The organism is Nocardia sp. NRRL S-836 (genome assembly GCF_001279525.1).
Classification (GTDB): Bacteria; Actinomycetota; Actinomycetes; order Mycobacteriales; family Pseudonocardiaceae; genus Lentzea.
The window spans coordinates 122,387-145,972 of sequence record NZ_LGDY01000165.1 but is presented as its reverse complement, the minus strand read 5'-3'; the positions used below and the strand labels follow the sequence as shown (position 1 = coordinate 145,972).

23 protein-coding genes are annotated in these 23,586 nt (G+C 70.7%); 12 read left to right on the top strand and 11 right to left on the bottom strand.

Annotated elements, in window-relative coordinates; genetic code table 11:
- Positions 1 to 21 precede the first annotated feature (21 nt).
- Positions 22 to 2,490, bottom strand: coding sequence for a polynucleotide kinase-phosphatase (locus ADL03_RS43275; protein ID WP_053739477.1), 2,469 nt, complete (start codon positions 2,488 to 2,490; stop codon positions 22 to 24).
- Positions 2,490 to 3,827 carry a 3' terminal RNA ribose 2'-O-methyltransferase Hen1 gene (locus ADL03_RS43270; RefSeq protein WP_053739476.1) on the bottom strand — a complete coding sequence of 446 codons (1,338 nt, stop codon included), beginning with the start codon at positions 3,825 to 3,827 and terminating at the stop codon, positions 2,490 to 2,492. Before ADL03_RS43270 ends, ADL03_RS43275 begins: the two co-directional genes overlap by 1 nt.
- Before the next feature lie 55 nt (positions 3,828 to 3,882).
- Between ADL03_RS43270 and ADL03_RS43265 the strand changes: the two genes are divergently transcribed.
- Together ADL03_RS43265 and ADL03_RS43260 are read left to right on the top strand one after the other, a co-directional pair.
- Positions 3,883 to 5,859, top strand: a complete 1,977-nt coding sequence (locus tag ADL03_RS43265; protein WP_053739534.1) for a thioredoxin domain-containing protein — start codon at positions 3,883 to 3,885, stop codon at positions 5,857 to 5,859.
- Between the two features lie 56 nt (positions 5,860 to 5,915).
- The gene (locus tag ADL03_RS43260) at positions 5,916 to 6,470 is read left to right on the top strand and encodes a hypothetical protein (RefSeq protein ID WP_053739475.1); all 555 of its coding nucleotides are present in this window, start codon (positions 5,916 to 5,918) and stop codon (positions 6,468 to 6,470) included.
- A 1,264-nt stretch (positions 6,471 to 7,734) separates the two neighbouring features.
- On the opposite strand, the gene ADL03_RS43255 is transcribed toward ADL03_RS43260, so the two are convergent.
- The gene (locus ADL03_RS43255) at positions 7,735 to 9,264 is read right to left on the bottom strand and encodes an ATP-dependent DNA ligase (RefSeq protein WP_053739533.1); all 1,530 of its coding nucleotides are present in this window, start codon (positions 9,262 to 9,264) and stop codon (positions 7,735 to 7,737) included.
- 90 nt (positions 9,265 to 9,354) lie between these two features.
- Between ADL03_RS43255 and ADL03_RS47880 the strand changes: the two genes are divergently transcribed.
- Positions 9,355 to 9,495: a hypothetical protein gene (locus tag ADL03_RS47880; protein ID WP_157529773.1), complete on the top strand. Its 141-nt coding sequence runs from the start codon at positions 9,355 to 9,357 to the stop codon at positions 9,493 to 9,495.
- A 4-nt stretch (positions 9,496 to 9,499) separates the two neighbouring features.
- Here the strand turns inward: ADL03_RS47880 and ADL03_RS43250 are convergent, their stop codons facing one another.
- Complete coding sequence (locus ADL03_RS43250; protein ID WP_053739474.1) at positions 9,500 to 10,846, bottom strand: PLP-dependent aminotransferase family protein; 1,347 nt, start codon at positions 10,844 to 10,846, stop codon at positions 9,500 to 9,502.
- Positions 10,847 to 10,893: 47 nt separating this feature from the next.
- Between ADL03_RS43250 and ADL03_RS43245 the strand changes: the two genes are divergently transcribed.
- The 5 genes from ADL03_RS43245 (at position 10,894) to ADL03_RS43225 (ending at position 15,742) form a co-directional block, all read left to right on the top strand.
- Positions 10,894 to 11,763: a DMT family transporter gene (locus ADL03_RS43245; RefSeq protein WP_082374038.1), complete on the top strand. Its 870-nt coding sequence runs from the start codon at positions 10,894 to 10,896 to the stop codon at positions 11,761 to 11,763.
- Positions 11,760 to 12,536: a GNAT family N-acetyltransferase gene (locus tag ADL03_RS43240; protein WP_053739473.1), complete on the top strand. Its 777-nt coding sequence runs from the start codon at positions 11,760 to 11,762 to the stop codon at positions 12,534 to 12,536. The genes ADL03_RS43245 and ADL03_RS43240 overlap by 4 nt, the downstream gene beginning before the upstream one ends.
- Before the next feature lie 42 nt (positions 12,537 to 12,578).
- A complete protein-coding gene (locus tag ADL03_RS43235; RefSeq protein ID WP_053739472.1) occupies positions 12,579 to 14,018 on the top strand; it encodes a GuaB1 family IMP dehydrogenase-related protein in 1,440 nt (479 codons plus the stop codon).
- A 66-nt stretch (positions 14,019 to 14,084) separates the two neighbouring features.
- Positions 14,085 to 14,975, top strand: coding sequence for an ABC transporter ATP-binding protein (locus ADL03_RS43230; protein WP_231642850.1), 891 nt, complete (start codon positions 14,085 to 14,087; stop codon positions 14,973 to 14,975).
- Positions 14,972 to 15,742 carry an ABC transporter permease gene (locus ADL03_RS43225; RefSeq protein WP_053739470.1) on the top strand — a complete coding sequence of 257 codons (771 nt, stop codon included), beginning with the start codon at positions 14,972 to 14,974 and terminating at the stop codon, positions 15,740 to 15,742. The genes ADL03_RS43230 and ADL03_RS43225 overlap by 4 nt, the downstream gene beginning before the upstream one ends.
- A 65-nt stretch (positions 15,743 to 15,807) precedes the next feature.
- Here the strand turns inward: ADL03_RS43225 and ADL03_RS43220 are convergent, their stop codons facing one another.
- Both ADL03_RS43220 and ADL03_RS43215 read right to left on the bottom strand, forming a co-directional pair.
- Positions 15,808 to 17,112: a PhoH family protein gene (locus ADL03_RS43220; protein ID WP_197289155.1), complete on the bottom strand. Its 1,305-nt coding sequence runs from the start codon at positions 17,110 to 17,112 to the stop codon at positions 15,808 to 15,810.
- Between the two features lie 388 nt (positions 17,113 to 17,500).
- Positions 17,501 to 18,754, bottom strand: coding sequence for a hypothetical protein (locus tag ADL03_RS43215; RefSeq protein WP_053739468.1), 1,254 nt, complete (start codon positions 18,752 to 18,754; stop codon positions 17,501 to 17,503).
- Positions 18,755 to 18,964: 210 nt separating this feature from the next.
- Here ADL03_RS43215 and ADL03_RS43210 point away from each other — a divergent pair, with 210 nt between their 5' ends.
- Both ADL03_RS43210 and ADL03_RS43205 read left to right on the top strand, forming a co-directional pair.
- Entirely contained in the window at positions 18,965 to 19,276 is a 312-nt protein-coding gene (locus ADL03_RS43210) for a hypothetical protein (protein WP_053739467.1), read from the top strand.
- 92 nt (positions 19,277 to 19,368) lie between these two features.
- Positions 19,369 to 19,656 (top strand): hypothetical protein, encoded by a 288-nt coding sequence (locus ADL03_RS43205; RefSeq protein WP_053739466.1) that lies wholly within the window; start codon positions 19,369 to 19,371, stop codon positions 19,654 to 19,656.
- A gap of 56 nt (positions 19,657 to 19,712) precedes the next feature.
- Here ADL03_RS43205 and ADL03_RS43200 read toward each other — a convergent pair whose 3' ends face one another.
- The gene (locus ADL03_RS43200; RefSeq protein ID WP_231642849.1) at positions 19,713 to 20,474 is read right to left on the bottom strand and encodes an isoprenyl transferase; all 762 of its coding nucleotides are present in this window, start codon (positions 20,472 to 20,474) and stop codon (positions 19,713 to 19,715) included.
- A 95-nt stretch (positions 20,475 to 20,569) separates the two neighbouring features.
- Between ADL03_RS43200 and ADL03_RS43195 the strand changes: the two genes are divergently transcribed.
- The gene (locus ADL03_RS43195) at positions 20,570 to 21,241 is read left to right on the top strand and encodes a hemolysin III family protein (protein WP_053739464.1); all 672 of its coding nucleotides are present in this window, start codon (positions 20,570 to 20,572) and stop codon (positions 21,239 to 21,241) included.
- Positions 21,242 to 21,269: 28 nt separating this feature from the next.
- On the opposite strand, the gene ADL03_RS46370 is transcribed toward ADL03_RS43195, so the two are convergent.
- From ADL03_RS46370 to ADL03_RS43185, 4 genes are all read right to left on the bottom strand, one after another.
- The gene (locus ADL03_RS46370; protein ID WP_082374050.1) at positions 21,270 to 21,455 is read right to left on the bottom strand and encodes a hypothetical protein; all 186 of its coding nucleotides are present in this window, start codon (positions 21,453 to 21,455) and stop codon (positions 21,270 to 21,272) included.
- An 80-nt stretch (positions 21,456 to 21,535) separates the two neighbouring features.
- Positions 21,536 to 21,697, bottom strand: coding sequence for a hypothetical protein (locus tag ADL03_RS50990; protein ID WP_369809098.1), 162 nt, complete (start codon positions 21,695 to 21,697; stop codon positions 21,536 to 21,538).
- A 266-nt stretch (positions 21,698 to 21,963) separates the two neighbouring features.
- On the bottom strand, positions 21,964 to 22,149 hold the full coding sequence (locus tag ADL03_RS49175) for a hypothetical protein (protein ID WP_197289154.1): 186 nt from the start codon (positions 22,147 to 22,149) through the stop codon (positions 21,964 to 21,966).
- 125 nt (positions 22,150 to 22,274) lie between these two features.
- On the bottom strand, positions 22,275 to 23,054 hold the full coding sequence (locus ADL03_RS43185) for a GntR family transcriptional regulator (protein WP_053739532.1): 780 nt from the start codon (positions 23,052 to 23,054) through the stop codon (positions 22,275 to 22,277).
- A 73-nt stretch (positions 23,055 to 23,127) separates the two neighbouring features.
- Here ADL03_RS43185 and ADL03_RS46365 point away from each other — a divergent pair, with 73 nt between their 5' ends.
- Positions 23,128 to 23,550 carry an NUDIX hydrolase gene (locus ADL03_RS46365; protein ID WP_082374049.1) on the top strand — a complete coding sequence of 141 codons (423 nt, stop codon included), beginning with the start codon at positions 23,128 to 23,130 and terminating at the stop codon, positions 23,548 to 23,550.
- Positions 23,551 to 23,586 lie beyond the last annotated feature (36 nt).

Below are 23,586 nucleotides of genomic sequence, written 5' to 3'. Positions count from 1 at the left end.
ACCCGACGATCGCCTCCAGGATCACAGCCGCGGGTCCATCGGTTCCGACTCCAGCGCCAGCACACCGAACACGCACTCGTGCACGCGCCACAACGGCTCGCCGCGCGCGACGCGGTCCAGCGCCTCGACGCCCAGGGCGTACTCGCGCAGGGCCAGCCCGCGCTTGCGGCCGAGGCTGCGCTTGCGCAGGCGCGTGAGGTTCGCGGGCTCGGTGTAGTCCGGGCCGTAGATGATCCGCAGGTACTCGCGCCCGCGCACCTTCACGCCCGGCTGCACCCGCTTGCTCAGGTTCGCCAGCGGCTTCACGACCATGCCCTCGCCGCCGTCCGCCGTCAGCTCCTCCCACCACCGGACGCCCGCGGCCACCTGCGCCTCGTCGGTCACGTCGACCACGAGGTGCCGCGTGGGCTGCCACAACGGTCCCGGCAGCGCGGCCAGCTTCTCCAGGTGCCACAGGTGCGACCGGTCGTGGAACGTCTGCCCGGCCGCCGCGAGCAGCTGGAACGGTGCGATCCGCACGCCCTCCAGGCCCTCGGTGGGCCAGCAGTAGCGCTCGTAGGCGTCCCGGTAGGCCACCGCGTTCGCCGCACGGCGAGTCGTGCGCGCCAGCAGGTCCGACACGTCCACGCCACGGGCCGCGGCCCCCTCCAGGACGTCGACCGCCACCGGCAGCGCGCCCACCGCCGCCGCGCCGACCGCCGCGTACTGCTCGCGGATCAGTCCGGAGGCCTTGGCGTTCCACGGCAGCAGCTCGGCGTCGAGGAGCAGCCAGTCCGTGGCGAGCTCGTCGAACAGCGGCCGGACGCCGTCCCGCACGCGGTCCAGCAGTTCCGCACCCAGCGCGCCGTCGAAGAACGCCCGGCCGGTGCGCGTGTAGATCGCACCGCCCTCCTTGCGCACCAGCAACACCGCGCGGGAGCCCATGTGCTTCTCCTCGCAGATCACCTGCTTCACACCGGCCGCGCGGTACTCCGCGAACGCGTCCTCCGGGTGCTCCAGCACGTCGTCGCGCTGCGAGGTCGCCGTCGGTGCCATGGTCGGCGGCAGGTACAGCAGGTCGTGCGGGTCGATCGCGAACCGGCTCATCACCTCCAGCGCGCTGGCCGACTGCTCGGCGCGGATCGTCACCGCGCCCATCACCGACGTCTCGATCCGGCGCAGGCCGGTGACGTCGGTCAGCGCCAGCACGTCCGGCGCGCGTTCGGTGACGGGTGCGGGGAACGGCCGGTCGTTCTCGTACCAGACCTGGTGCGCCTTGACGGAGACGAGCTCCTTCTCCGGGTAGCGCAGGGCGGTCAGCTTGCCGCCGAACACCACACCGGTCTCCAGGCACAGGGTGTTGTTGACCCACTCGGCCTCGGGCACCAGCACGTGGCCGTAGAGCACCATCGCCGAGCCGCGGTAGTCGTTCGCCCACGGCAACCGCACCGGCAGCCCGTACTCGTCGGTCTCGCCGGTCGTGTCGCCGTACAGCGCGAAGCTGCGCACCTTGGCCGACGCACGGCCGTGGTAGCGCTCGGGCAGGCCCGCGTGCGCCACGACGAGGTTGCCGCCGTCGAGGACGTAGTGCGCGATCAGGCCGTCGCAGAACTTCTGCGCCGCCAGGCGGAACTCCTCCGGCTCGTGCGCGAGCTGCTCCAGCGACTTCTCCAGGCCGTGCCGGACCGTCACCTTGTGCCCGCGCAACGCGCGGACGAGCTTCTCCTCGTGGTTTCCGCGCACGCTCAGGGCGTGGCCGTGCGCGACCATGCCCATCACCAGCCGCAGCACGCCGGGCGTGTCCGGGCCGCGGTCGACCAGGTCGCCGACGAACACGGCCTTGCGGTCACCCGGCGGCACCGCGTCGACCGCGCGGCCCTCGGCGTCGCGGACCAGCGCGTAGCCCAGCTCGGTGAGCAGCTCCTCCAGCTCGGCACGGCAGCCGTGCACGTCACCGATCACGTCGAACGGGCCGGTCTCGTGCCGGAGGTCGTTGAGCAGCTTCTCGTACACGATCGTCGCACTGTCCACATCGGACTCCGAGCGCAGCACGTGGACGCGCTTGAAGCCCTCCTTGCCCAGGTACTTCAACGACCGGTGCAACGCGGCCCGGTGCCGCTTCACGACGTGTGCGCCGAAGTCGCGGTCCGGCCGCGAAGCGTTGCGCCGCAGGCAGACGTCGGTCGGCAGGTCCAGCACGATCGCGACCGGCAGCACGTTCGCGCGCTTCGCGACCTCGACCAGCTTCGCGCGGTCCGGCGCCTGCACGTTGGTCGCGTCGACGACGGTGACCTTGCCGGCCTCCAACCGCTTCGCCGCTACGTAGTGCAGCACGTCGAACGCCGCCGCGGACGCCGACTGGTCGTTCTCGTCATCCGAGACGAGACCGCGGAAGTAGTCGCTGGACAGCACCTGTGTGGGCAGGAAGTGCCTGCGGGCGAACGTGGACTTGCCGGAGCCGGAGGCGCCGACGAGCACCACCAGGCAGAGGTCCGGGATCTTCAGTTCCATCAGTTCTCGGCCCCCGAGCTGAAGACGGCCATCTGGGTCGGCGCGCCGCGTTCGGCGTCCTCCGGCCCGATGGGCACATAGCGCACGGTGTAGCCACGTCGTGCGGCCACACCGCCGGCCCACTCCTGGAACTCCGCGCGAGTCCACTCGAAACGGTGGTCGGAGTGCCGCAGCTGGCCTTCCGGCAACGTCTCGAAGAGCGGGTTGTACTCCACGTTCGGCGTGGTGACGAGCACCGTCGCCGGACGTGCGACCACGAACACCGAGTGCTCCAGCGCGGGCAGCCGCGACGGGTCGACGTGCTCCACGACCTCCATCAGCACCGCCGCGTCGTACCCGGCGAGCTGGGGGTCCGCGTAGGTCAGCGCCGACTGCCGCACTGTGATCCGCTCGCGGGCCCGGTCGCTCATGCGGTCGAGCCGCAGCTTGCGGGCGGCCTCCTGCAACGCCTTCGCGGAGACGTCGACGCCGTGGACCTCGGTGAACTCCGGGTCGTCGGCGAGCACCCGCAGCAACGCGCCGCCACCGCAGCCGAGGTCGAGCACGCGCCTGGCCCGCGCCTGCTTCAACGCCTCGACCACGGCCTCCTTGCGCTGTGCGGCAAGGGAGATCTTCGGCTCGGCCAGCGCGTTGTCCAGCTCCTCCGGCTCGACCTCGTCGACCTCGGCCAGCCGTTCCAGCGCCGAAAGCACCAGCGGCCGCTTGCGCGCCAGGTACCGGGTGGTGATCAGCTCCTTGTCCGGGTGCCGCGCGAGCCAGCCGTCACCGGCCTTGAGCAGCTTGTCGACCTCGTCCGCGGCGACCCAGTAGTGCTTGCCGCCGTCGAGCACCGGCAACAGGACGTAGAGGTGCCGGAGCGCGTCGCTGAGCTTGACCGTGCCGGTCAGCGTGACGTCGCCGTAGCGGGAGTCGCCGTGCTCGGTGATCTCGACGGTCCAGCCCAGCGGCGTGAACAGCCGGTCGGCGAGCCGGTGCGGCAACGCGGGAATGCGGACCACCAGCGGGATCGGCGTGGCCGCCAGCTCCGGGTAGCTGTCGCTGCGGCCGTTCATCGCGGTGCGGAACACGCTGCCGAGCGCGACCGTGAGCAACGACCCGGCCGCGTACGGCCGGTCGTTGACGTACTGGGTGAGCGTGCTGCCGGGACCTCGGACCAGCGCCACGGGGTCGACCTCCAGCAGGAGGGCGACCGTGCACTCCTCGTGCGTCGTCTTCGGGTAGAAGACGTGCGCGACACCCGAGCTCGTCGTGAACGACTGGGCCCGGTCCGGGTGCTTGTGCAGCAGGTGACCGAGGTCGGTCGCCGGCCGGTGGGTGGTGGTCATGGTGAGCAGCACCCGGTCGAGTCTGATCGAGATTCGCCGTTTTCGCTGCTCATTTACTGTGGTCGGCATGACGAACCGGCTAGCGGACGCGACCAGCCCCTACCTGCTGCAGCACGCGGACAACCCGGTCGACTGGTGGCCGTGGTGCCCCGAGGCGTTCGAGGAGGCCCGGCGGCGCGAGGTCCCGGTGCTGCTCTCCGTCGGCTACGCGGCCTGCCACTGGTGCCACGTCATGGCGCACGAGTCGTTCGAGGACGAGGAGGTCGCCGCGTACCTCAACGACCACTTCGTGCCGGTGAAGGTCGACCGCGAGGAACGCCCGGACGTCGACGCGGTGTACATGGAGGTCACGCAGGCCATGACCGGGCACGGCGGGTGGCCGATGACCGTGTTCCTCACGCCGGACGCGAAACCGTTCCACGCGGGCACCTACTACCCGCCCGCGCCGCGGCCGGGCATGCCGTCGTTCCGGCAGCTGCTCGAAGCGGTCCAGGCGGCGTGGACCACGCAGGGCGACGAGGTGCTGGCGTCGGCTTCCGCCGTCGTGGCGGAGATTTCCAGCCGTGCCACGCCGCTGCCACCGTCCACTGTGGATGAGGAGGCGCTGGCCGGTGCGGTGGTGTCGTTGCTGGGCGAGTTCGACCGGCGCAACGGCGGGTTCGGTGGCGCGCCGAAGTTCCCGCCGTCGATGGTGGTCGAGTTCCTGGTGCGCCACCACGAACGCACGGGTTCCGTGCAAGCGCTGTCGATGGCGACCGTGACGGCCGACGCGATGGCGAACGGCGGCATGTACGACCAGCTCGGCGGCGGGTTCGCGCGGTACGGCGTCGACGCGTCGTGGGTCGTGCCGCACTTCGAGAAGATGCTGTACGACAACGCTTTGCTGCTCCGCTTCTACACGCACCTCACGCGCGTGACGGGCTCGTCGCGCTATGAACGGGTCGCTCGTGACACCGCCGGGTTCCTGTTGCGCGAGCTGCGCACGCCCGAGGGCGGGTTCGCGGCGTCGCTGGACGCGGACACCGAAGGCGTCGAGGGATCGACCTACGTGTGGACCTACGAGGAGCTGGGTGACGCCGCGGCGGCGTTCGGGGTGACGGAGGAGCCGAACTTCGAGGACGGCCGCTCGACGCTGCGGTTCGTGTCGGAGCCGGGGGAGGAGGTGCGGGCGGCGTTGCTGGCCCAGCGCGCCCGGCGCCCGCAGCCCGGCCGCGACGACAAGGTGATCGCCGCCTGGAACGGCCTCGCGATCGCCGCGCTGGCCGAGGCGGGAGCGTTCTTCGCCGAACCGGCCTGGGTCGCGGCGGCCTCGGAGGCAGCGGCGTTGCTGGCGTCCGCGCACCTGGTCGAGGGACGGCTGCTGCGGACGTCGCGGGACGGCGTGGCGGGCCCGTCGGCCGGGGTGCTGGAGGACTACGGCTGCCTGGCCGACGGCCTGCTGGCCCTGCACCAGGTGACCGCGTCGATCCGGTGGCTCGACCTGGCGTGCGGCCTGCTGGACACCGCGCTGGCGCGCTTCGCCGTGCCGGACACCCCCGGCGCCTACTACGACACCGCCGACGACGCCGAGACACTGGTGCGCCGCCCGGCCGACTCGACCGACAACGCCTCGCCCTCCGGCGCGTCGTCGCTGGCCTCGGCCCTGCTGACGGCCTCCCTGCTGGCAGGCGCCGACCGTTCCGCCCGGTACTTCGACGCCGCCTCCGCCGCCGTGACCCGAGCCGGCCTGCTGGCCGCACGCGCCCCCCGGTTCGCCGGCCACTGGCTGACCGTCGCCGAGGCGCTGGCCTCCGGCCCGCTGCAGGTGGCGGTGGTCGGCGCGGCCGACGACCCACGCCGTGCGGCGCTGTGGTCGGCGGCGGTCGCGCACGTGCCCGGAGGCGGCGTCGTCGTGGCCGGCGAGCCGTCATCGGTGCCGTTGCTGGAAGACCGCCCGTTGGTGGACGAGGCGCCCGCCGCGTACGTGTGCCGTGGCTACGTGTGCGACCGGCCCGTGGTCACCGCGGACGCGCTGGTCACTTCACTGTCGGCGAACACCGCCTGACTGATTGCAGGCGTAACGTCGGTAACGACGTAATCATGTAATCAGAGGTGGTTGAAATGGGACGTGGATGGCGCGGAAGAGGAGGCTGGCAGCAGGCTGACCTGCCGTCGGCCGACGACGCGGCGGCCTGGTTCGCCGGCCGCCTGCCGGACGGCTGGTTCACCGACGCACCCGAGGTGGTCGTCGACCGCGAGGAGATCACGGTCATCGGCACCCTGCCCGACCTGGAGGGCGAGTTCGACGACGCCTCCCGCGCGGCCGCCGAGTCGGGCCGCATCTCCCGGTGGCGCGAGCAGACCCGCGAAGAACGCATCGAGATCGCCCGCCAGGCCGAACACCGCTACGGCCGCAAGGTGGCGTGGGGAGCAGTGCAGGGCGGCACCCGCGAACTGTTCACGCACCTGGCCGTGCCGGTGATGACCCGCCTGCGCCAGCCGGAACGCCAGGTGCTCGACACCCTGGTCGCCGCCGGTGTGGCCCGGTCCCGCGCCGACGCGCTGGCGTGGGCCGTGCGACTGGTCGGGGAGCACGCGGACTCGTGGCTGGGTGAGCTGCGGGAGGCGATGTCGAAGGTGGACGACCTGCGGGAGCAGGGGCCGGACCTCGCCTGAGGTCCACTTGGCACGTGCGGGGCCGCTCCAGCCGAACCGGTTGGGGCGGCCCCGCTGCTCGTCCGGCCGGTGCTGCCCGGTTCGCCAGTTGGCCAGTGGTCGCGGGGTTCCGGAGGCGCTCGGCGCGTGGCAGGTCGCCGACGGGCGGTGCAACAGGGGCGAGTCGCGCATGGCGGGAGACGCGGGTGCGCGGGGCGCTGTGGGCGCAGATGGTCGGTTCGGGTACGTGGCGGGCGGTGCGACGGGACGAGCCAGGCATGGCGGGCGGCGTGGGCGCGGATGGGCGGTGCGACGGGGCGGGTTGCGCCTGGCGGGCGGCGCGGGTGGGCGCTGGGGACATGTTGGGGGGTGCGGGTGCGTGATGGGCCGTGCGGGGTGCACGGCGGGCGGTGCGGTCGCGGGTGGGCGGTAGGGCGTGTGGCGTGCGCGGGTGTGCGACAGCAGTACGGGTGCGCAATGGGCGGTGCGGGCGCGACGGGAGCGAGCGGTGCGGGCGCGGATGAGCGCTGCGGGTGTGCGGCGGTGGCGCGGGCGAGCGCGGCGGGTGGCGCGGCGTGGGTGGGCGCTGCAGGCGCGCGACGGCTGGCGCGGGCGTGGGTGGGCGCCGTGGGCGCGCGACGACTGGCGCGGGCGCATGGCGCGTGCGGGTGCGCGACACGTGGGTGCAGGCGCGTGACGCGGTCGTCGCCGTGCCGCTGGCGGGGCCTACCGCCACCACCGAGCGTGCCTACCTCCGGCAGACGCCTCAGGCCGGTTCCCTGTGGGGGACGCCGTCGACGCTCCCTACCTTCGGCGGCGCCTCAGGCCGGGGCTCCCTGGCAGGCGATGCCGCGAGGCCCACTCCCGCCTCTAGCAGGCGATGTCGCCGAGGCCCGCTCCCCCTCCGGTAGGCCCCAGGCAGGCTCCCTGCGGGGGACGCCGCCGACGCCCCTTCGCCTCCGTCAGGCCCCAGGCCTGCTGCCTGCGGGGGACGCCGCCGACGCCCCTTCGCCTCCGTCAGGCCCCAGGCCTGCTGCCTGCGGGGGACGCCGCCGACGTCCCTCCACCTTCGGCAGGCACCCCAGGCCGGGGCTCCTCACAGGCGATGCCGCCGAGACCCGCTCGCGCCTCCCGGCAGGCGATGCCGCCGAGACCCGCTCGCGCCTCCCGGCAGGCGATGCCGCCGAGACCCGCTGCCGCCTCCGGCAGGCGCCCCAGGCCGGCTTCCCTGCGTGCATCGCCGCCGCGGACGCCCCTCCCAGGTGCGCAGCAAGCCGTGCAGCGGTCACGGATTCGGTTGTGCCGAGGGCAGCAGGGCCCGCACCTCCTCGATCGTCGTCGCCTCCGACGGGTCCTTGTCCGGCCGGTACCGGACCACGCGCGCGAAGCGCAGGGCGACGCCGCCGGGGTAGCGGGGCGAGACCTGCACGCCGTCCAGCTCGATCTCGATGACGAGCTCCGGGCGGACCATGACCACCCAGTCGTCCTGCGAGACGGCGATGTCCTGCAGGGCCTTGGTCTGCCAGGTCAGCAGCTCGTCGGTGAGGCCCTTGAAGGTCTTGCCGACCATCACCGGCGGGCCGCCGTCCGGGTCGCGGGCGCCGAGGTGGAGGTTCGAGAGCCAGCCGCGGCGGCGGCCGGAGCCCCACTCGACGCCGAGGACGACCAGGTCGAGGGTGTGGACGGGTTTCACCTTCTGCCAGGCGCGGCCGCGCCTGCCTGCCGCGTAGACCGACGACAGCGACTTCACCATCACGCCCTCGTGGCCGGCGCCCAGTGCGGCGGTCACCACCGCGGCCGCCTCGTCCGGGGACGGGTCGAGCGCGCCGGGGATGACGTGCTCGCCCGCTACCTCGCGCAGGGCCGCCAGGCGGTCGCGCAGGGGTTCGTCGAGCAGGTCCTTGCCGTCGAGGTGCAGGCAGTCGAAGAAGTACGGGTGCAGCAGCAGCTCGCGTTCGTCCTGCGCGCCGAAGCGGCTCATCGTCTCCTGGAACGGGCGCGGGCGGCCCTCGTCGGTCAGCGCCAGCGTCTCGCCGTCGAGCACCACCGACGTGCACGGCAGGCCGCGGACGAGCTCGACCAGCTCGGGCACGGTCTTCGTGATCTCGCGCAACGTGCGCGTGTAGACGTGCACCTCGTCGCCGGAGCGGTGCACCTGGATGCGGGCGCCGTCGAGCTTGTGCTCCACGACGCAGCTGCCCAGCTCGGCCAGGGCCTCGTCGAGCGACTCGGCGGGGGAGGCCAGCATCGGGCGCAGCGGGCGGCCGATCTCCAGTCGGAACGCCTCCAGCGCGTCCGGTCCGCCCTCCAGCGCGGCCACGGCCGTCTCCGGCAGGCGGCCGGACAGCATGAAGGCGCGGCGGACCGTCTCGCCGGGCACGTCCGCGGCCGAGGCGATCGCGTCGAGCATCACGCCCTCCAGCGCGCCCTGGCGCAGCTCGCCGGTCAGCAGCCGGCGCAAGAAGTCCTGCTCCGCGGCCGTGGCCCGGCTGAACAGCGCGGTCAGCAGGTCCACCCGGCGCTGGGCGGAGCCCTTGCCGGACGTGGTGGCGACGGCACCCAGGGCGGCGTCGACCTCGGCGACGGTCAGCGCGGCCCGGTCGGCGGCGGGCACCGCCAGGTCGAGCACCGTCCGCCAGCCGGCGCCGATGCGGCCCTGGCGGGGCGTGCCGATCAGGAACGACACGACCGCGACCACGACGTCCGCGGCGCCCGCCGCCGCACGCAGCAACGCGGACAGCGCCTTGACCTTGGCCAGGCGCGACCGGGTCGCCGCCACGGCGGCCGACGTGTCGACTACTTCGGAGAGGAGCACGGTCTCATGGTGCACCCGAGCACTGACAATTTCTCGAGGGGCGGGCTAGGCTGGCCCGGACATTCGCTCCACCCGGGGGTTCACCGCGCCATGCGAGCCATCAAGATCGTCGCTGCCGCCCTGCTCGTCACCGCCGTCGCCGCCGTCACGGTGGGTGCGACCGCCGGCCAGGCCCGCGAGCACATCCTCCAGGGCAGCGGCGTCTCCGAGCAGCGCGAGCACATCCTCTAGGCGTTCACACGACCGCCGCGATCTCCCTGACCGCCTCCCGCAGGCGGTCCGGCGTCAGCGCGGCGTACCCCAGGACCAGACCGGGCCACATGGGCGTGCGCGCGTACTGCGCGAGCGCCCACACGTGCACACCGCGCGCCTCCAGTGCGTGCTTCAACGCCATGTCGTCCGACCCGTCCGGCATGCGCAGCACCACGTGCAGGCCCGCCGCGACACCGATGGGCTGCCACGACGGCAGGTGCGTCGAGACGGCCTCCAGCAACGCATCCCGGCGCTTGCGGTAGAGCGCGCGCGTACGCCGCAGATGCCGGTCGTAACCACCGGTCCGCAACAGGTGCGCGAAGGCCGCCTGCGGGATCGTCCCGGTGCCCATGTCGTTGTACTTCTTGCGGTCCACGATGCCCGCGCGCAGCCGTTCCGGCACCACCAGCCACCCCAGCCGCAGCGCCGGCGCGAGCACCTTGCTCGTCGTCCCCTGGTACACCACGTGGTCGGGCGCCAGCGCCTGCAACGCCCCCAGCGCCGGCCGGTCGTAGCGGTGCTCGGCGTCGTAGTCGTCCTCGATGATCAACCCGTCGCGGGAGCGCGCCCACTCCACGAGCGCCCGCCGCCGTTCCGGGTGCAGCACCACGCCCAGCGGGAACTGGTGCGCCGCCGTCACGAGCACCGCCCGGCAGTCCGTCCGCGCCAGCAGGTCGACCCGGATGCCCTTGTCGTCCACGGGAATCGGCACCGGGGTGAGCCCGTGCGAGCGCAGCATGTCCGCGCCGCCGAAGTGGCTGGGCTCCTCGACCGCGATCGATCCGTTGAGCAGCCGGGCGGTCAGCTGCAGCCCGTCCGCCGCGCCGTTCGTGATCACCGCGTCCCGTGCCACGACCGCGCGCACCCGCGCCAGGTAGTCGACGATCTCCTTGCGCAGCCCCAGGAATCCCGCGGGGTCCGGGTACGCCAGGTCGTCGTCGGGCAGCTCGGCCAGCGCCGCCCGGTGCGCCGCGACCCAGTCGGCGCGCGGGAACGCGCTCAGCGCGGGCAGTCCCGGCCGCAGGTTGTACCGCCACCGCCGCGGCGGCTCCGGCACCCCGCACGTCCCGGCCGGTCCGAGCGCGGCGACCGTCGTGCCCGACCCGCGCCGCGCCGTGAGGTACCCCTCCGCCACGAGCTGCGTGTAGGCCGACGTGACCGTGCCGCGCGCGACGTCGAGCTGTGCGGCCAGGTCGCGGGACGACGGCAGCCGCGTGCCCGGCGTGAGCCGCCCGTCCCGGATCGCCCTGCGCAGCGCCGCCTCCACACCGCGGCGCCGCTGGTGCTCCGGCAACAGCAGCTCACGAAAAGTGGACCAGTTCGCAGACATCGAAGTGGAGCTTAAATCTGGACCAGTTCGCGGCGAAGCTCTGGGGCATGAGACTCGGGGTGGCCGCGGGAGCGACAGCGGCAACGATCGTCGGCGCGTCGGTTCCGATCACGGGGATGCTGGAGGGCTACCCGGTCCTGACCGGTCAGGCCATGCGCTACGCCCTCGCCGCGGTGATCCTGCTGCTGGTCGCCCGCCGCCTGCCCATGCCGTCGTGGCGCGACCTCCCGCCGCTGCTCGGCGTGGTCCTGACCGGCATGCTCGGCTTCAACGCCCTGCTGCTCGCCGCCCAGCAGTACGCCGAACCCGGCTTCGTGGCCGCCGTCATGGGCGCCTCGCCGATCGCGCTCGCCCTGCTGGCCCGGCAACGCTCGCTCGCCGCCGTCGTCGGTGCCGCGGTGGTGGCCGCGGGCGTCGTGGTGCTGTCCGGCGGTGGCGCCTGGCACGGCCCCGGCCTGCTGCTCGCCCTGCTCACGATGGGTGGCGAGGTCTGCTTCACCCTCTTCGCGGTCGGTGTCGTGAAACGGCTCGGCGTGCTCGGCGTGGCGACCTGGACGTGCATCATCGCCGCCGTGATCGGCTCGGTGGCGGGCACGTTCGTCGGCGGCTGGCAGGTGCCCGACACCCGGCAGGCCTTCGCGCTGGTGTCGCTGGCCGTCCTGGTCACCGCGCTGGCGTTCGGCCTCTGGTACTTCGCCGTGAACCGGCTCGGGTCCGACCGCGCGGGGGTGCTGATCGGCCTGATGCCGGTCGCCGGGCTGGCGGCGTCCGTGCTGCTGGGCGTGCAGGACCTGACCTTCGTGTCGGTGGTCGGCGTCGTCACCGTGACACTCGGCTGCGCCATCGCCCTGCACCGCGGCACCGGCGGTAAATCGCGTGCGGCCGAGGAACCGGCGGCCATAGCGTTGACCCGGTGACCGATGCTGCCGCGCTGCTGAGCGCCTACGACACCCAGGCCCGCCCCGCCGAGTGGGCGAACGCGGTGCCCGGCGCGCCCGTGCACCGCGACGGCCCGCTGTTCCGCGTGGAGGGACCTGCCGGCGGCAACGTCGCCGGCCCGCCCGACCTCGGCGTCACCGGCGCCGAGCTGGACGAGCTGATCGCCCGCCAACGGGACTTCTTCGCCGGGCGTGGCCAGCCGGTCGAGTGGAAGACGTGGGGCCACGACCGCCCGGCCGACCTGCCCGCACGCCTGGAGGCCGCCGGATTCGTCGCCGACGACCGCGAGACCGTCCTCATCGGCCTCGCGGGGGAGATGACCGGCCCGGTCGAGCTCGACGGGGTGGTGCTGCGCGAGACCCGCGAGGAAGCCGACATGCGGCGCATCGGCGACTGCCTGAGCGAGGTCTGGGGCAAGGACTGCGGTGCGATCGCCGACCGGCTGGTCTCCATCAAGGACGACCCCGACGTGGTGGTCGTCGTCGCGGAGGCCGAGGGGCGGGTCGTGTCGGCCGCGCGGCTGGAGATCGTGCCGGGCACCGAGTTCGGCGGGCTGTGGGGCGGGTCCACGCTGGAGCGGTGGCGGGGCAGGGGGATCTACCGGGCGCTGGTCGCTCACCGGGCACGGGTCGCGGTCCAGCGCGGCATCACCTACCTCCAGGTCGACGCCTCCGAGGACTCGCGGCCGATCCTGGAACGGCTCGGGTTCGTCGCTGTGACGACAACGACCCCGTACGTCTGGCGGCCGTGACGCGGCTGGCCATCCGGCCGGCTGCGGGTATCGTGGAAGCACGTGCGGTTCATCGAAGGGCATCGACCCTCATACGACCTGACCTACGACGACGTCTTCCTCATCCCCGGCCGCAGCGCCGTGGAGTCGCGGTTCGGCGTCGACCTGTCCACCTCGGACGGCACCGGCGCCACCATCCCGATCGTCGTGGCGAACATGACGGCCGTGGCCGGGCGCAGGATGGCCGAGACCATCGCGCGGCGCGGCGGGCTCGTCGTCATCCCGCAGGACGTGCCCACGGAGGCCGTCGCGGAGATCATCTCGTGGGTCAAGGAGCGGCACCCGGTCTGGGACACGCCCCTGACGCTCACCACGGGTGACGCCGTCGCGGACGCGTGGAACCTCATGCACAAGCGCGCACACGGCGCGGTCGTCGTCGTGGACGACGGTGGCCGGCCCATCGGCGTCGTCGACGAGGCGGCGTGCACCGGCGTCGACCGGTTCGCGCGCATCGGCGACGTGATGAACACCGACGTCCTCCAGCTGCCGCTCGGCACCAAGCCGCAGGACGTGTTCGAACACCTCCACCACAGCACGCACAGGATCGCCTTGGGCGTGGACGAGCAGCAGCGCCTGCGCGGCGTGCTGACCGAGCTTTCGGCGCTGCGGGCCGAGATCTACAGGCCGGCCGCCGACGAGGACGGGCAGCTGCGGATCGCCGCCGCGGTCGGGGTCAACGGCGACGTCAGGGCCAAGGCGGAGGCGCTGCTCAAGGCCGGCGTGGACGTGCTGGTCGTGGACACCGCGCACGGCCACCAGGAGAAGATGATCAGTGCGGTCAGGGCGGTCCGCGAGGCCAGCCCGACCGTGCCGATCGCCGCGGGCAACGTCGTCACCAGGGAGGGCGTGCGCGACCTGGTCGAAGCGGGCGCGGACATCATCAAGGTCGGTGTCGGGCCGGGCGCGATGTGCACCACCCGGATGATGACCGGCGTCGGCCGGCCGCAGTTCAGCGCGGTCGCCGAGTGCTCGGCGGAGGCGCGCAGGCTCGGCAAGCACGTGTGGGCCGACGGCGGCGTGCGCCACCCGCGCGACGTGGCGCTGGCCCTCGCGGCCGGTGCGAGCAGCGTGATGGTCGGCAGCTGGTTCGCCGGCACCTACGAGTCGCCCGGCGACCTCCAGCGCGACGAGCGCGGCAACCTGTACAAAGAATCCTTTGGAATGGCGTCGAAGCGGGCCGTCACGGCGCGCACGCGCAGCGACAACGCGTTCGACCGGGCCAAGAAGGGCCTGTTCGAAGAAGGCATCTCCACGTCGAAAATGCGGTTGGACCCAGCGCGTCCCAGCGTGGAGGATCTGCTCGACGCGATAACGTCCGGCGTTCGCTCGGCCTGCACTTACGCGGGTGCGGCCTCGCTGGAGGAGTTCCACGACAAGGCAGTTCTCGGCATCCAGTCCGCTGCGGGGTTCGCGGAAGGGCGGCCGTTGCCAGGGGGTTGGTGAGAAATGGATGACGCGGTCTCGGTCAGAGAACTCCGCAAAATCTACAAACCCGGACAAAAACCGGCGGTGGACGGCCTGAGCTTCACCGTCCGCCGCGGTGAGGTGTTCGGCCTGCTCGGCCCGAACGGAGCCGGCAAGACGACCACCGTCGGCGTGCTCACCACGCGCGTCCGCCCCACCTCGGGGCAGGCGCTCGTGGAGGGCGTCGACGTGGTCGCCGACTCCAAGCGCGCGCGGCAGCTGCTGGCGGTCGTGCCGCAGCGCAACAACCTCGACCGCTCGCTCAACGCACGGCAGAACCTGCTGTTCCACGCCGCCTACCACGGCATCGGCCCGGCGGAGCGCAAGGAGCTCGCCGACGACATCCTCGAGCGCATGGGCCTGAAGGACCACCGGAACGCGCTCGTGGACACGCTTTCCGGTGGCCAGGCGCAACGGCTGATGATTGCCCGCGCGCTGATGCACCGCCCGAAGGTGCTGTTCCTGGACGAACCGAGCACCGGCCTCGACCCGCAGGCCCGGCTCTTCGTCCACGAACGCGTCGCCGCACTGCACGCCGACGGCGTCACGGTCGTGCTGACCACGCACGACATGGACGAGGCCGCGAAGCTGTGCGACCGGGTCGGCATCGTCGACCACGGCAAGCTGCTCACCCTCGACACGCCCGCCGAGCTCACGAAGAACCTGCCCGGCAGCAACACCGTCAGCGTCACGGTCAGCCCGAACGGCCAGGAGCCCGTGAAGATCAGCACCGCGCTGTCCGAAGTGGACGGTGTGCAGCGGGTCGAGGAGGTGGGCGGCATGTTCCGCGTCTACACCGACGCGGACACCGCCGTGACGCTGCCCGCGGTGCTGAACGTGCTGCGCGACCTCGACGTCGTCGTCAGCGACGTCGCGATCGGCAAGCCCAGCCTGGAAGACGTCTTCATCCACCTGACCGGCCGGGAGCTGCGGTGAGCCAGTTGCGCACGTTCAACGCGATCCTGTGGCGCGACGTCTTCGTCACCGGCCGCGAGCTGCCGAGCTTCCTCGCGCAGGTGATCATCCAGCCGTTCTTCATCCTCTTCATCTTCGCGAAGGTGCTGGGGGACATCGGGTACGTCCAGGGTGACTTCGCGCAGGTGCTGCTGCCGGGCATCATCGCGATGAACGGGTTCCTGGGGGCGTTGCAGAACACGACGCTGCCGCTGGTGCTGGACTTCTCGTGGACGCGGGAGATCGAGGACCGGCTGCTGGCACCGATCTCCATCCCGCTGGTCGCGGTGGAGAAGATCGTGTTCGGCGCGGTCCGCGGGTTCGTCGCGGCGGTGCTGATGGTGCCGGTCGGGTTCGTGATGCTCGACGTCTCCTGGGCGTGGGAAGGCATTCCCGGCGCGTTGCTGGTGATCGTCCTGGGGTGCCTGGCCGGCGGGTCGGTCGGCATGGTCATCGGCACGTCGGTGCCCGCGCGCCGGGTGAACGTGATGTTCGCGGTGATCCTCACGCCGTTGCTGTTCACGGGTTCCTCGCAGTTCCCGTGGCGCTCGCTCAGCGACGACCTGCTGTGGTTCAAGGTGATCTGCGCGCTGAACCCGCTGACGTACGTGAGCGAGGGCATGCGCGCGGAGCTGGTGCCGGCCGTGCCGCACATCCCGTTGCCGGTCGTGCTGCTCGTGCTCGTGGTGGCGATCGCGGGCTTCGGCGGGCTCGGCCTGCGCGGCTTCATGAAGCGCGCGCTCGACTGATCGCACCGCACGGACGAACGGCCCCGCGCACCGGAGTGCGCGGGGCCGTTCGTCCACTCAGGACCCTATGAGGCGTAGTCCTCCAGCATCTCGGTGACGAGCGCCGCGATCGGCGACCGCTCCGAGCGGGTCAGGGTGATGTGGGCGAAGAGCGGGTGGCCCTTCAGCTTCTCGATCACCGCGGCCACGCCGTCGTGCCGGCCGACCCGCAGGTTGTCGCGCTGCGCCACGTCGTGCGTCAGCACCACCCGCGAGTTGCTGCCCAGCCGTGACAGCACGGTCAGCAACACGTTGCGCTCCAACGACTGCGCCTCGTCGACGATCACGAAGGAGTCGTGCAGCGAGCGGCCGCGGATGTGGGTCAGCGGCAGGACCTCCAGCATCCCGCGGTCCAGCACCTCCTCCAGCACCGCCTGGCTCACCAGCGCGCCGAGCGTGTCGAACACCGCCTGCGCCCACGGCCCCATCTTCTCGTTCTCGCTGCCCGGCAGGTAGCCGAGCTCCTGGCCACCGACCGCGTAGAGCGGGCGGAAGACCACGACCTTGCGGTGCTGCCGCCGTTCCATCACCGCTTCGAGACCGGCGCACAGCGCCAGTGCCGACTTGCCGGTGCCCGCACGTCCGCCCAGCGAGACGATGCCGACATCGGCGTCGAGCAGCAGGTCCAGCGCGATCCGCTGCTCAGCGGACCTCCCGTGCAGTCCGAACGCCTCCCGGTCCCCGCGCACCAGCCTGATCTGCTTGTCCGCGGTCACCCGGCCCAGCGCACTGGAGGTGCCCGCCAGCAACCGCAGTCCGGTGTGGCAGGGCAGCTCCGCGACGTGCTCCAGTCCCTCGTGCAGGGCCGGGTCGACGACGCTCTCCTTGAACAGGCTGTCCACCAGGGACTGGTCGACGTCCAGATCGGACATCCCGGTCCAGCCTGACAGGGTCACGTCGTGCGCCCGGTACTCCTCCGCGGCGAGGCCGACCGATCCGGCCTTGACCCGCAGCGGCATGTCCTTGGTCACCAGGGTGACGTCGCGCCCCTCGGCAGCGAGGTTGAGGGAGCACGCGAGGATCCGGGCGTCGTTGGAGTCCGTTCGGAAACCTGATGGCAACACCTCCGGGTCGGAGTGGTTGAGCTCGACGTGCAAGGTGCCTCCCAGATCCCCGATGGGGATCGGCGAATCGAGGCGACCATGCCGCAAGCGCAGGTCGTCGAGCAGGCGCAGGGCCTCCCTCGCGAACCAGCCCAGTTCGGGGTGGTGGCGCTTGCCCTCCAGCTCGCTGATCACCACGAGCGGGAGCACGACCTCGTGCTCCGCGAACCGGGTGGGAGCGAGCGGGTCGGACAGCAGTACCGACGTGTCCAGCACATATGTGGTCAAGGCCGGAGCGGCGGACTTGCGCCGGGAGGAGGATGTGCGCGATGAGCCTGAGGAACGGCTCGCGGGACGTCGTGCGTTCACGGCAACTCCCTCACGAACGCGGCACCCGCGTCCGCTCCTCGCTGGGCCAGGCACCACCCTGATCGGTCGATCCCGCCTTCCGCCGTGCGGCGTCAGGCAGGTCGACCACGAGGGCCGGGTGCCGGCCCCCTCGCGACGTCATCAGCCACGATCAGAGCCTCCCTGCGCGGTCCGCAGTGGTCGCGTCCCGCCACTTCCGAAGTTACCTGCGTGAGTGCCCCATCTGCACGAAGCCACACAGGTGAATCCGAATTTGTCATCTCCGCGAAAACTGCACGAAACGTGTGCGCAGCGGTGTTCACGCAGGTCAGGCGCCGCTTTCCGCGGCGTTGCGGGCAAGCCACGACAGGCCGTCGCGCACCTGGACCTCCAAGGATTTCGGCACCAGCGGTTCGTCCAGCAGCCGCAGGTACCGCGATTCGAGCGACTCGCCGGGCGCGCGGACGTCGAGCCAGGCCCTGACCAGCCGGACCCCTTCGACGTAGGTCGTCGTGTACGCGCGCCACAGCGGATCGGCCAGGAACCGCACCATCTGCCGTGCGCGGCGTTCCGGTACGAGCAGCCACCTGCGCAGATACGCGACCACGTCGTCCTGGTCCGCACCGCGGTCGTGCAGCAGCAACGCCGCGTCCTGCCGCACGGTGAGCAGGCCGGCCGCCGCCGACTCGACCTTTTCGGACAGTTCGCCGTCCATTCGCAACCCCAGGTCGCGCAGCACGTCCTCGGTCCAGCGGCCCCAGCCCGGCCCGACCACGGCGTGCAGGCCCAGGTCGGCCATGCCCTCGGCCATCAGGCACTGCGGCGTGTTGATCAGGAAGATCGACTGCTCGGCGTGCCCGCGCCGGTGGACCAGCCCGGCCTCCTTGCGGCAGTGCTCGGTGTGGTGGCCGGGGTAGGACTCGTGCGCGACCAGGTGCGGCAGGTTCGACATGCGGTGGTTCAGGTCGGCGTTGATCGCGACCCTGGACCGGTAGCCGCCCAGGTAGTAGTTGAAGCCGCTCCACGGCTTGTTCGTGACGATCTGGTACTCGACGATCTCCTGCTCGGGCAGCTCGTACCGGTGCCGCACGCGGTCGCGCAGCGCGCTGGAGAGGGCCTGCACGCACCCCTGGAGCCGCCGCGCGGGCACCTCGTCGGTGTCGCGGAAGTCCGCCAGCCGGTCGCCCAGCGAGCCACGCCCCGGCAGCAGCTCGCCGAGGTTGCGGTGCGCCTGGGCGTAGGCGTCCTCGTCACCGGGCCGGACGCGCACCTGGAAGTACTGCTCGACCTCGTCGACGAACGAGATGCGCTCGCCGGCGAGCTTGCGCGCGTTGCACTCCATCGCCGTCAGGTGCGCGTCGAGGAACTGCCTGCGCGGCTCGGCCAGGTCGGTGCACTCCCGCAGCTCGGCGCGCAGCCGGCGGGCGTGCGTGGCCAGCGCGCCGGGGTCCAGGCGTGGTTCGTTGTCGACCATGCGGCTCAGCGCCGGGTCGCCCGTGTAGGAGTCCACGAACCCGGACCTCAGCCGCCCGAGCCGCAGCCCCAGCACCAGGTACCCGCGCACCAGCTCGCCTGCGTCCATGAGCAGGAGAGCCTAGAGCCTCTACCACGGAGACTCGGTCGCGGCCGATTCAAGAATGGAATATCACCTGATGGTGGAATGTTGTTGATCTTGTAGTCACACAATCGGGGTAATGCGCACATGAAGCCAGATCGGCACGGGTAACTTTTCCGCGAGGACCCCAGCGTCCGGAGATCCCCGAAGACTCCGGAATGACGGGGATGACCCGACATGAAGGAGATAGTCGTGCTGAAGAAGACTGCTGCCGCAGTTGCCGCCGCCGCTGCTCTGTCGCTCGCCTTCGCCCCGGCCGCCATGGCGGGCGAGGGCCACGACGACCACCACTACTACCCCGGGTTCCACCAGGTCAACGGCTCGCTGCTGAGCGTGCTGAACGGCAACAACGTCAACGCCGTCGTCGGCGCCTGCGGCAACAACGTGGGCGTGCTGGGCGCGGCGGTGCCGATCTACTCGCCGAGCATCACCGACACCTGCGCCGCGGGCGGGATCGTCGACGGCGACGACGTGAACGTCGACGGCTGATTTCGTTCTCGGCTGGTTCATGGTCCAGGGACGTCATTTCCGGGCGTCCCTGGACCGTTTTCACTCGCAATACCCGTCCACGAGGAGAAGAAATGCTGAAGAAGGCGTGTGTCGCTGCGGTTGCTGCGGCTGGCCTCATGATGTTCGGTGCGACCGGGATGGCGTCTGCGGCGCCTGACGGCTTCGACCAGGTCAACGGCTCGCTGCTGAGCGTGCTGAACGCCAACAACGTCAACGCCGTCGTCGGCGTCTGCGGCAACAACGTGGGCGTGCTGGGCGCGGCGGTGCCGATCTACTCCCCGAGCATCACGGAGACCTGCGCCGCGGGTGGCGTCGTGGACGGCGACGACGGCAACGTCGACGGCAGCCACGAGGGCTGACGTTCTCACGTCGTCGGCGAAGGGCGCTCACCTCGCGGTGGGCGCCCTTCGCCGTGTCAGCCGCCGTACCTGCGGTGGCGCTTGGCGTACTCGCGCATCGCGCGCAGGAAGTCCGTGCGCCGGAACCCCGGCCAGTAGGCCTCGCAGAACCAGAACTCCGAGTGCGCCGACTGCCACAGCATGAACCCGGACAGCCGCTGCTCACCGGACGTGCGGATGATCAGGTCCGGGTCCGGCTGCCCCGACGTGTACAGGTGCTCGGCGATGTGGTCGACGTCCAGCACCTCCGCGAGCTCCTCGATCGTGCCGCCGCGCTCGGCGTGGGCCTGCAGCAGCTTGCGGACCGCGTCCGCGATCTCCTGCCGCCCGCCGTACGCGACAGCGACGTTGACCTGGATGCCGGTGCGGTCCCTGGTCTTGGCCGCCGCGGTGGTGAGCCGCTCGGCGTGCCCGGCCGGCAACATGTCGAGCGCGCCGACGTGCCTGACCCGCCACGGCATGCCGTCCCCGGCCAGCTCGTCGGTGATGTCGGCGATGATGTCCAGCAACGGCGCCAGCTCGTCCGACGGCCGGTTGAGGTTGTCGGTGCTCAGCATCCAGAGCGTGACGACCTCGACCTTCGCGTCACCGCACCACTCGAGCAGTTCGAGGATCTTCCTCGCCCCCGCCCGGTGCCCGTGCGCGACATCCGTGAACCCGGCCTCACGCGCCCACCGCCGGTTGCCGTCGAGCACGACGCCGACGTGCTTGGGCACCTGTGTCCCGCTCAGCTCGCGCCGGAGAATCCACTCGTAGAAGTGGATAGCGACGTCTTTCACACGGGTGCGGAGTGCCACGTCCGAACAGCGTACGCCGTGCAAGGTTCATCACTGAGCCGTGGTCGAAAACCTACGGTCGCGTAACCTGTGTTCCTGTGACCACCGCGTCCTTTCCCCCACAGCCCGGACTGCGGCCGCGCCTGCGTGGATGGCTGCACCTCTGGTCCTTCGTAGTCTCCGTCGCCACCGGTGCCACCCTCATCGCCCTGGCCGCGTCCACAGTGTCCGCTCGCGCGGCACTCGCGACGTCCGTCTACGGCCTGACCGTCGTGGGCCTGTTCGGCGTCTCCGCGCTGTACCACCGCATCACGTGGAAGTCCGACCGCGTGCGCACGTGGATGAAGCGCCTCGACCACTCGATGATCTTCGTGTTCATCGCCGGCACCTACACCCCGTTCGCGCTGCTGGCCATGAACCCCGACACCGGCCGCACGGTGCTGTGGGTCGTCTGGCTCGGCGCACTGGCCGGCGTGAGCCTGAAACTCGCCTGGCCACACGCCCCCCGCTGGCTCGGCGTGCCCATCTACATCGCCCTCGGCTGGGTGGCCGTCTTCGTGCTGCCCGAACTGCTGCACCACGCCGGCGTCGCCGCCCTCGTGCTGCTGCTCGTCGGCGGGCTGCTGTACACCGCCGGGGCGGTGTTCTACGCGACCCGGTGGCCCAACCCCTGGCCGCAGGTGTTCGGGTACCACGAGTTCTTCCACGCGGCGACCGTGGTGGCGGCGCTGTGCCACTACATCGCCATCTGGCTGGCGCTGTACTCCTGACCTGGCGTTTTGTGGTGGCTTGGTCTTGTCAGGCCGGCTTCAGGCCGTCAGCCCGCTTCTTCGGCTTGAAGAGCGGGATAGCGGCCTTGCGGCTCTTGTCGCCGCTGGACGGCATCAGGTGCGTGTAGACGCGCAGCGTAAAGCCCGGATCATCGTGGCCGAGGTTGACCGAGAGCGCCCGCCAAGACTTCCGGCTGTTTCCCGCGCGACGCACCAACACGGGGTATTCAGTTGTCGATCACGGTAGAGCGGCCGTCAGGTCAGCTCTTGCCTTGCTCTCGCGCCAGGCGGGTTTCACGGTCGGCCCACTACAGGGCTTAGTGGTGACGGCTCCGGTCGATCCCAGCCCACCCTCAGGTAGACCGCCGCGCTCTTCTCATGAAACTGCCGCAGATCCTCAGGACCTGCACCGTTGCGCGGCATCAGCCGAGGCAAAAGGCCGTGCGCCTCACTCAGCTTACTGCACCTGTGCGACCCGCTCCCGGGTCACCTTCTGCTCTGCCGCAGACATCACGGCCATTGCCTCACGCCGCAGCGGGCGATGCGTCGTACTTCCGCGGAGCTGCCTTCCTGCCCCGGTTCATGTAGTGGACCCAGCCGTCCCGCACGTACGGTGTGACCTCCAGCCCGGTGAACACCGCAGGACGGAATGGCGTGCCCTGCATCGTCTCGGGCGGAACCGGCTGGTGGTTGGCCGCGATCTTCGCGACCTGACCGGTGTTCTAGCCCTTCACGGAAGGGTCCGTCCCCTGCACCGTCCACACCGGACGACCCGTCAGCTTGCAGACGGCGGGCTCGCTCTTGCCGTTCGTGTAGTCGTTCGCCCGCTCGACCGTGATGACGAGGAAGCCTCGCGGGAACAACTCGTCGAAGGTGATCGGGAACCTGTGACCTGCGAGGACTGCCATGTTGTGCACCTCTTCACGTCGGTGACCGTAGTGCCAGAGTTGTCTAGTCGTCTAGACAAGATAAGTTGACTAGCCGTCTAGGGAAGTTCAATCAGTCTTCCGATTTGTTCGCTTGCAAGCGCTGATTACTGCGCTGGGATGTCGTACTCCAAGACGAACGAGTGCGCGATCTTCACGGTGTCGCACACCTCCACCGGGATGTCGTTCGTGTCGTACGCGGTGCGCACCAGGGTCATGACAGGGATTCCTGCGCCGATCTCCAACGCCTTGCGCTCGTCCGGCGTCGGCATCCGCGCGGACACCTCTTCCATGAAGCGCGCCAGCTCGTATCCCGCATCCTCGATCCGACCGTAGATGCCGCCAGGGCCGGTGTTGACCTCTGCGATCGGCGTGCCCTTGGCGATCGACTCCGGGATGTACGAGGTCGCCGTCTCCACCGGCCGGCCGTCGGTCAGGTAGCGCCGCGACCTGACGATGACCCGTTCCCGCGGCTTGAGGCGGAGGCGTTCGGCGATGTCTGCCGAGGCAACCTCGTTCGTCACGCGGATCTGGTCGACGCTCGGCACGTGGCCGGACGCTTCGGCCTCAGCGATGAAGGCGGACTTGCCTTCCTTGCGGTGTCGGCGGGCGAACCGGTCGGAGGCGAGTCGACGGACTGGGGGAGCGGAGCGCACGAAGACGCCCTTGCCGTGCTGGGCGACGACGAGGCCTTCGGTCCTCAGCTCCTTGATCGCTTCGCGGACCGTCATCCGGGCTACCCCGAAGTGGTCGATCAACGTCGCTTCGGAGGGCAGCTGCTCGCCAGGAGTCAGGCGTCCGTGATCGATGTGCGCGCGCAGGATGTCCGCGATCTGGCGGTACGGAGGCCGATCGTTGGACCTGTCTATAGTTCCTAGATTGAGCATGGTCACCTACTCCTACAGACGACTAGACGAGTTCAAGTTTCCCACACTCGTCTGCTGAGGGAAAGTGCAGGCGATGGCTGAGACGCCCCGTCATTCCGTGAGTGTTGCCGGGATCGTGGTCAACGACGAGGGCAAGGTTCTTGTCATTCGCCGCCGAGACAACGGCCACTGGGAGCCGCCAGGTGGTGTACTCGAAATTTCGGAAACGTTTGAGGAGGGTGCGCGGAGGGAAATTCTGGAGGAAACTGGTATCTCTGTCCGGGTTGAACGACTTACTGGCGTCTACAAGAATATGAAGCGTTGCATCGTCGCGATGGTGTTTCGTTGTGTGCCGCTGGACGAGCCTAGTCGTGCTACCGAAGAAGCGTCCGAAATTCGGTGGATGACGCTAGGTGAAGTGCGTGAGTCCATGTCGCCTGCCTATGCAGTTCGCGTAATAGATGCATTTGGGTCGATTGTGCAAACTCGAGCGCACGACGGCGTCGACCTGGTGTAGTGGTCTATGTTGGTAGAAAGTTAAAGTCGCTTGTCA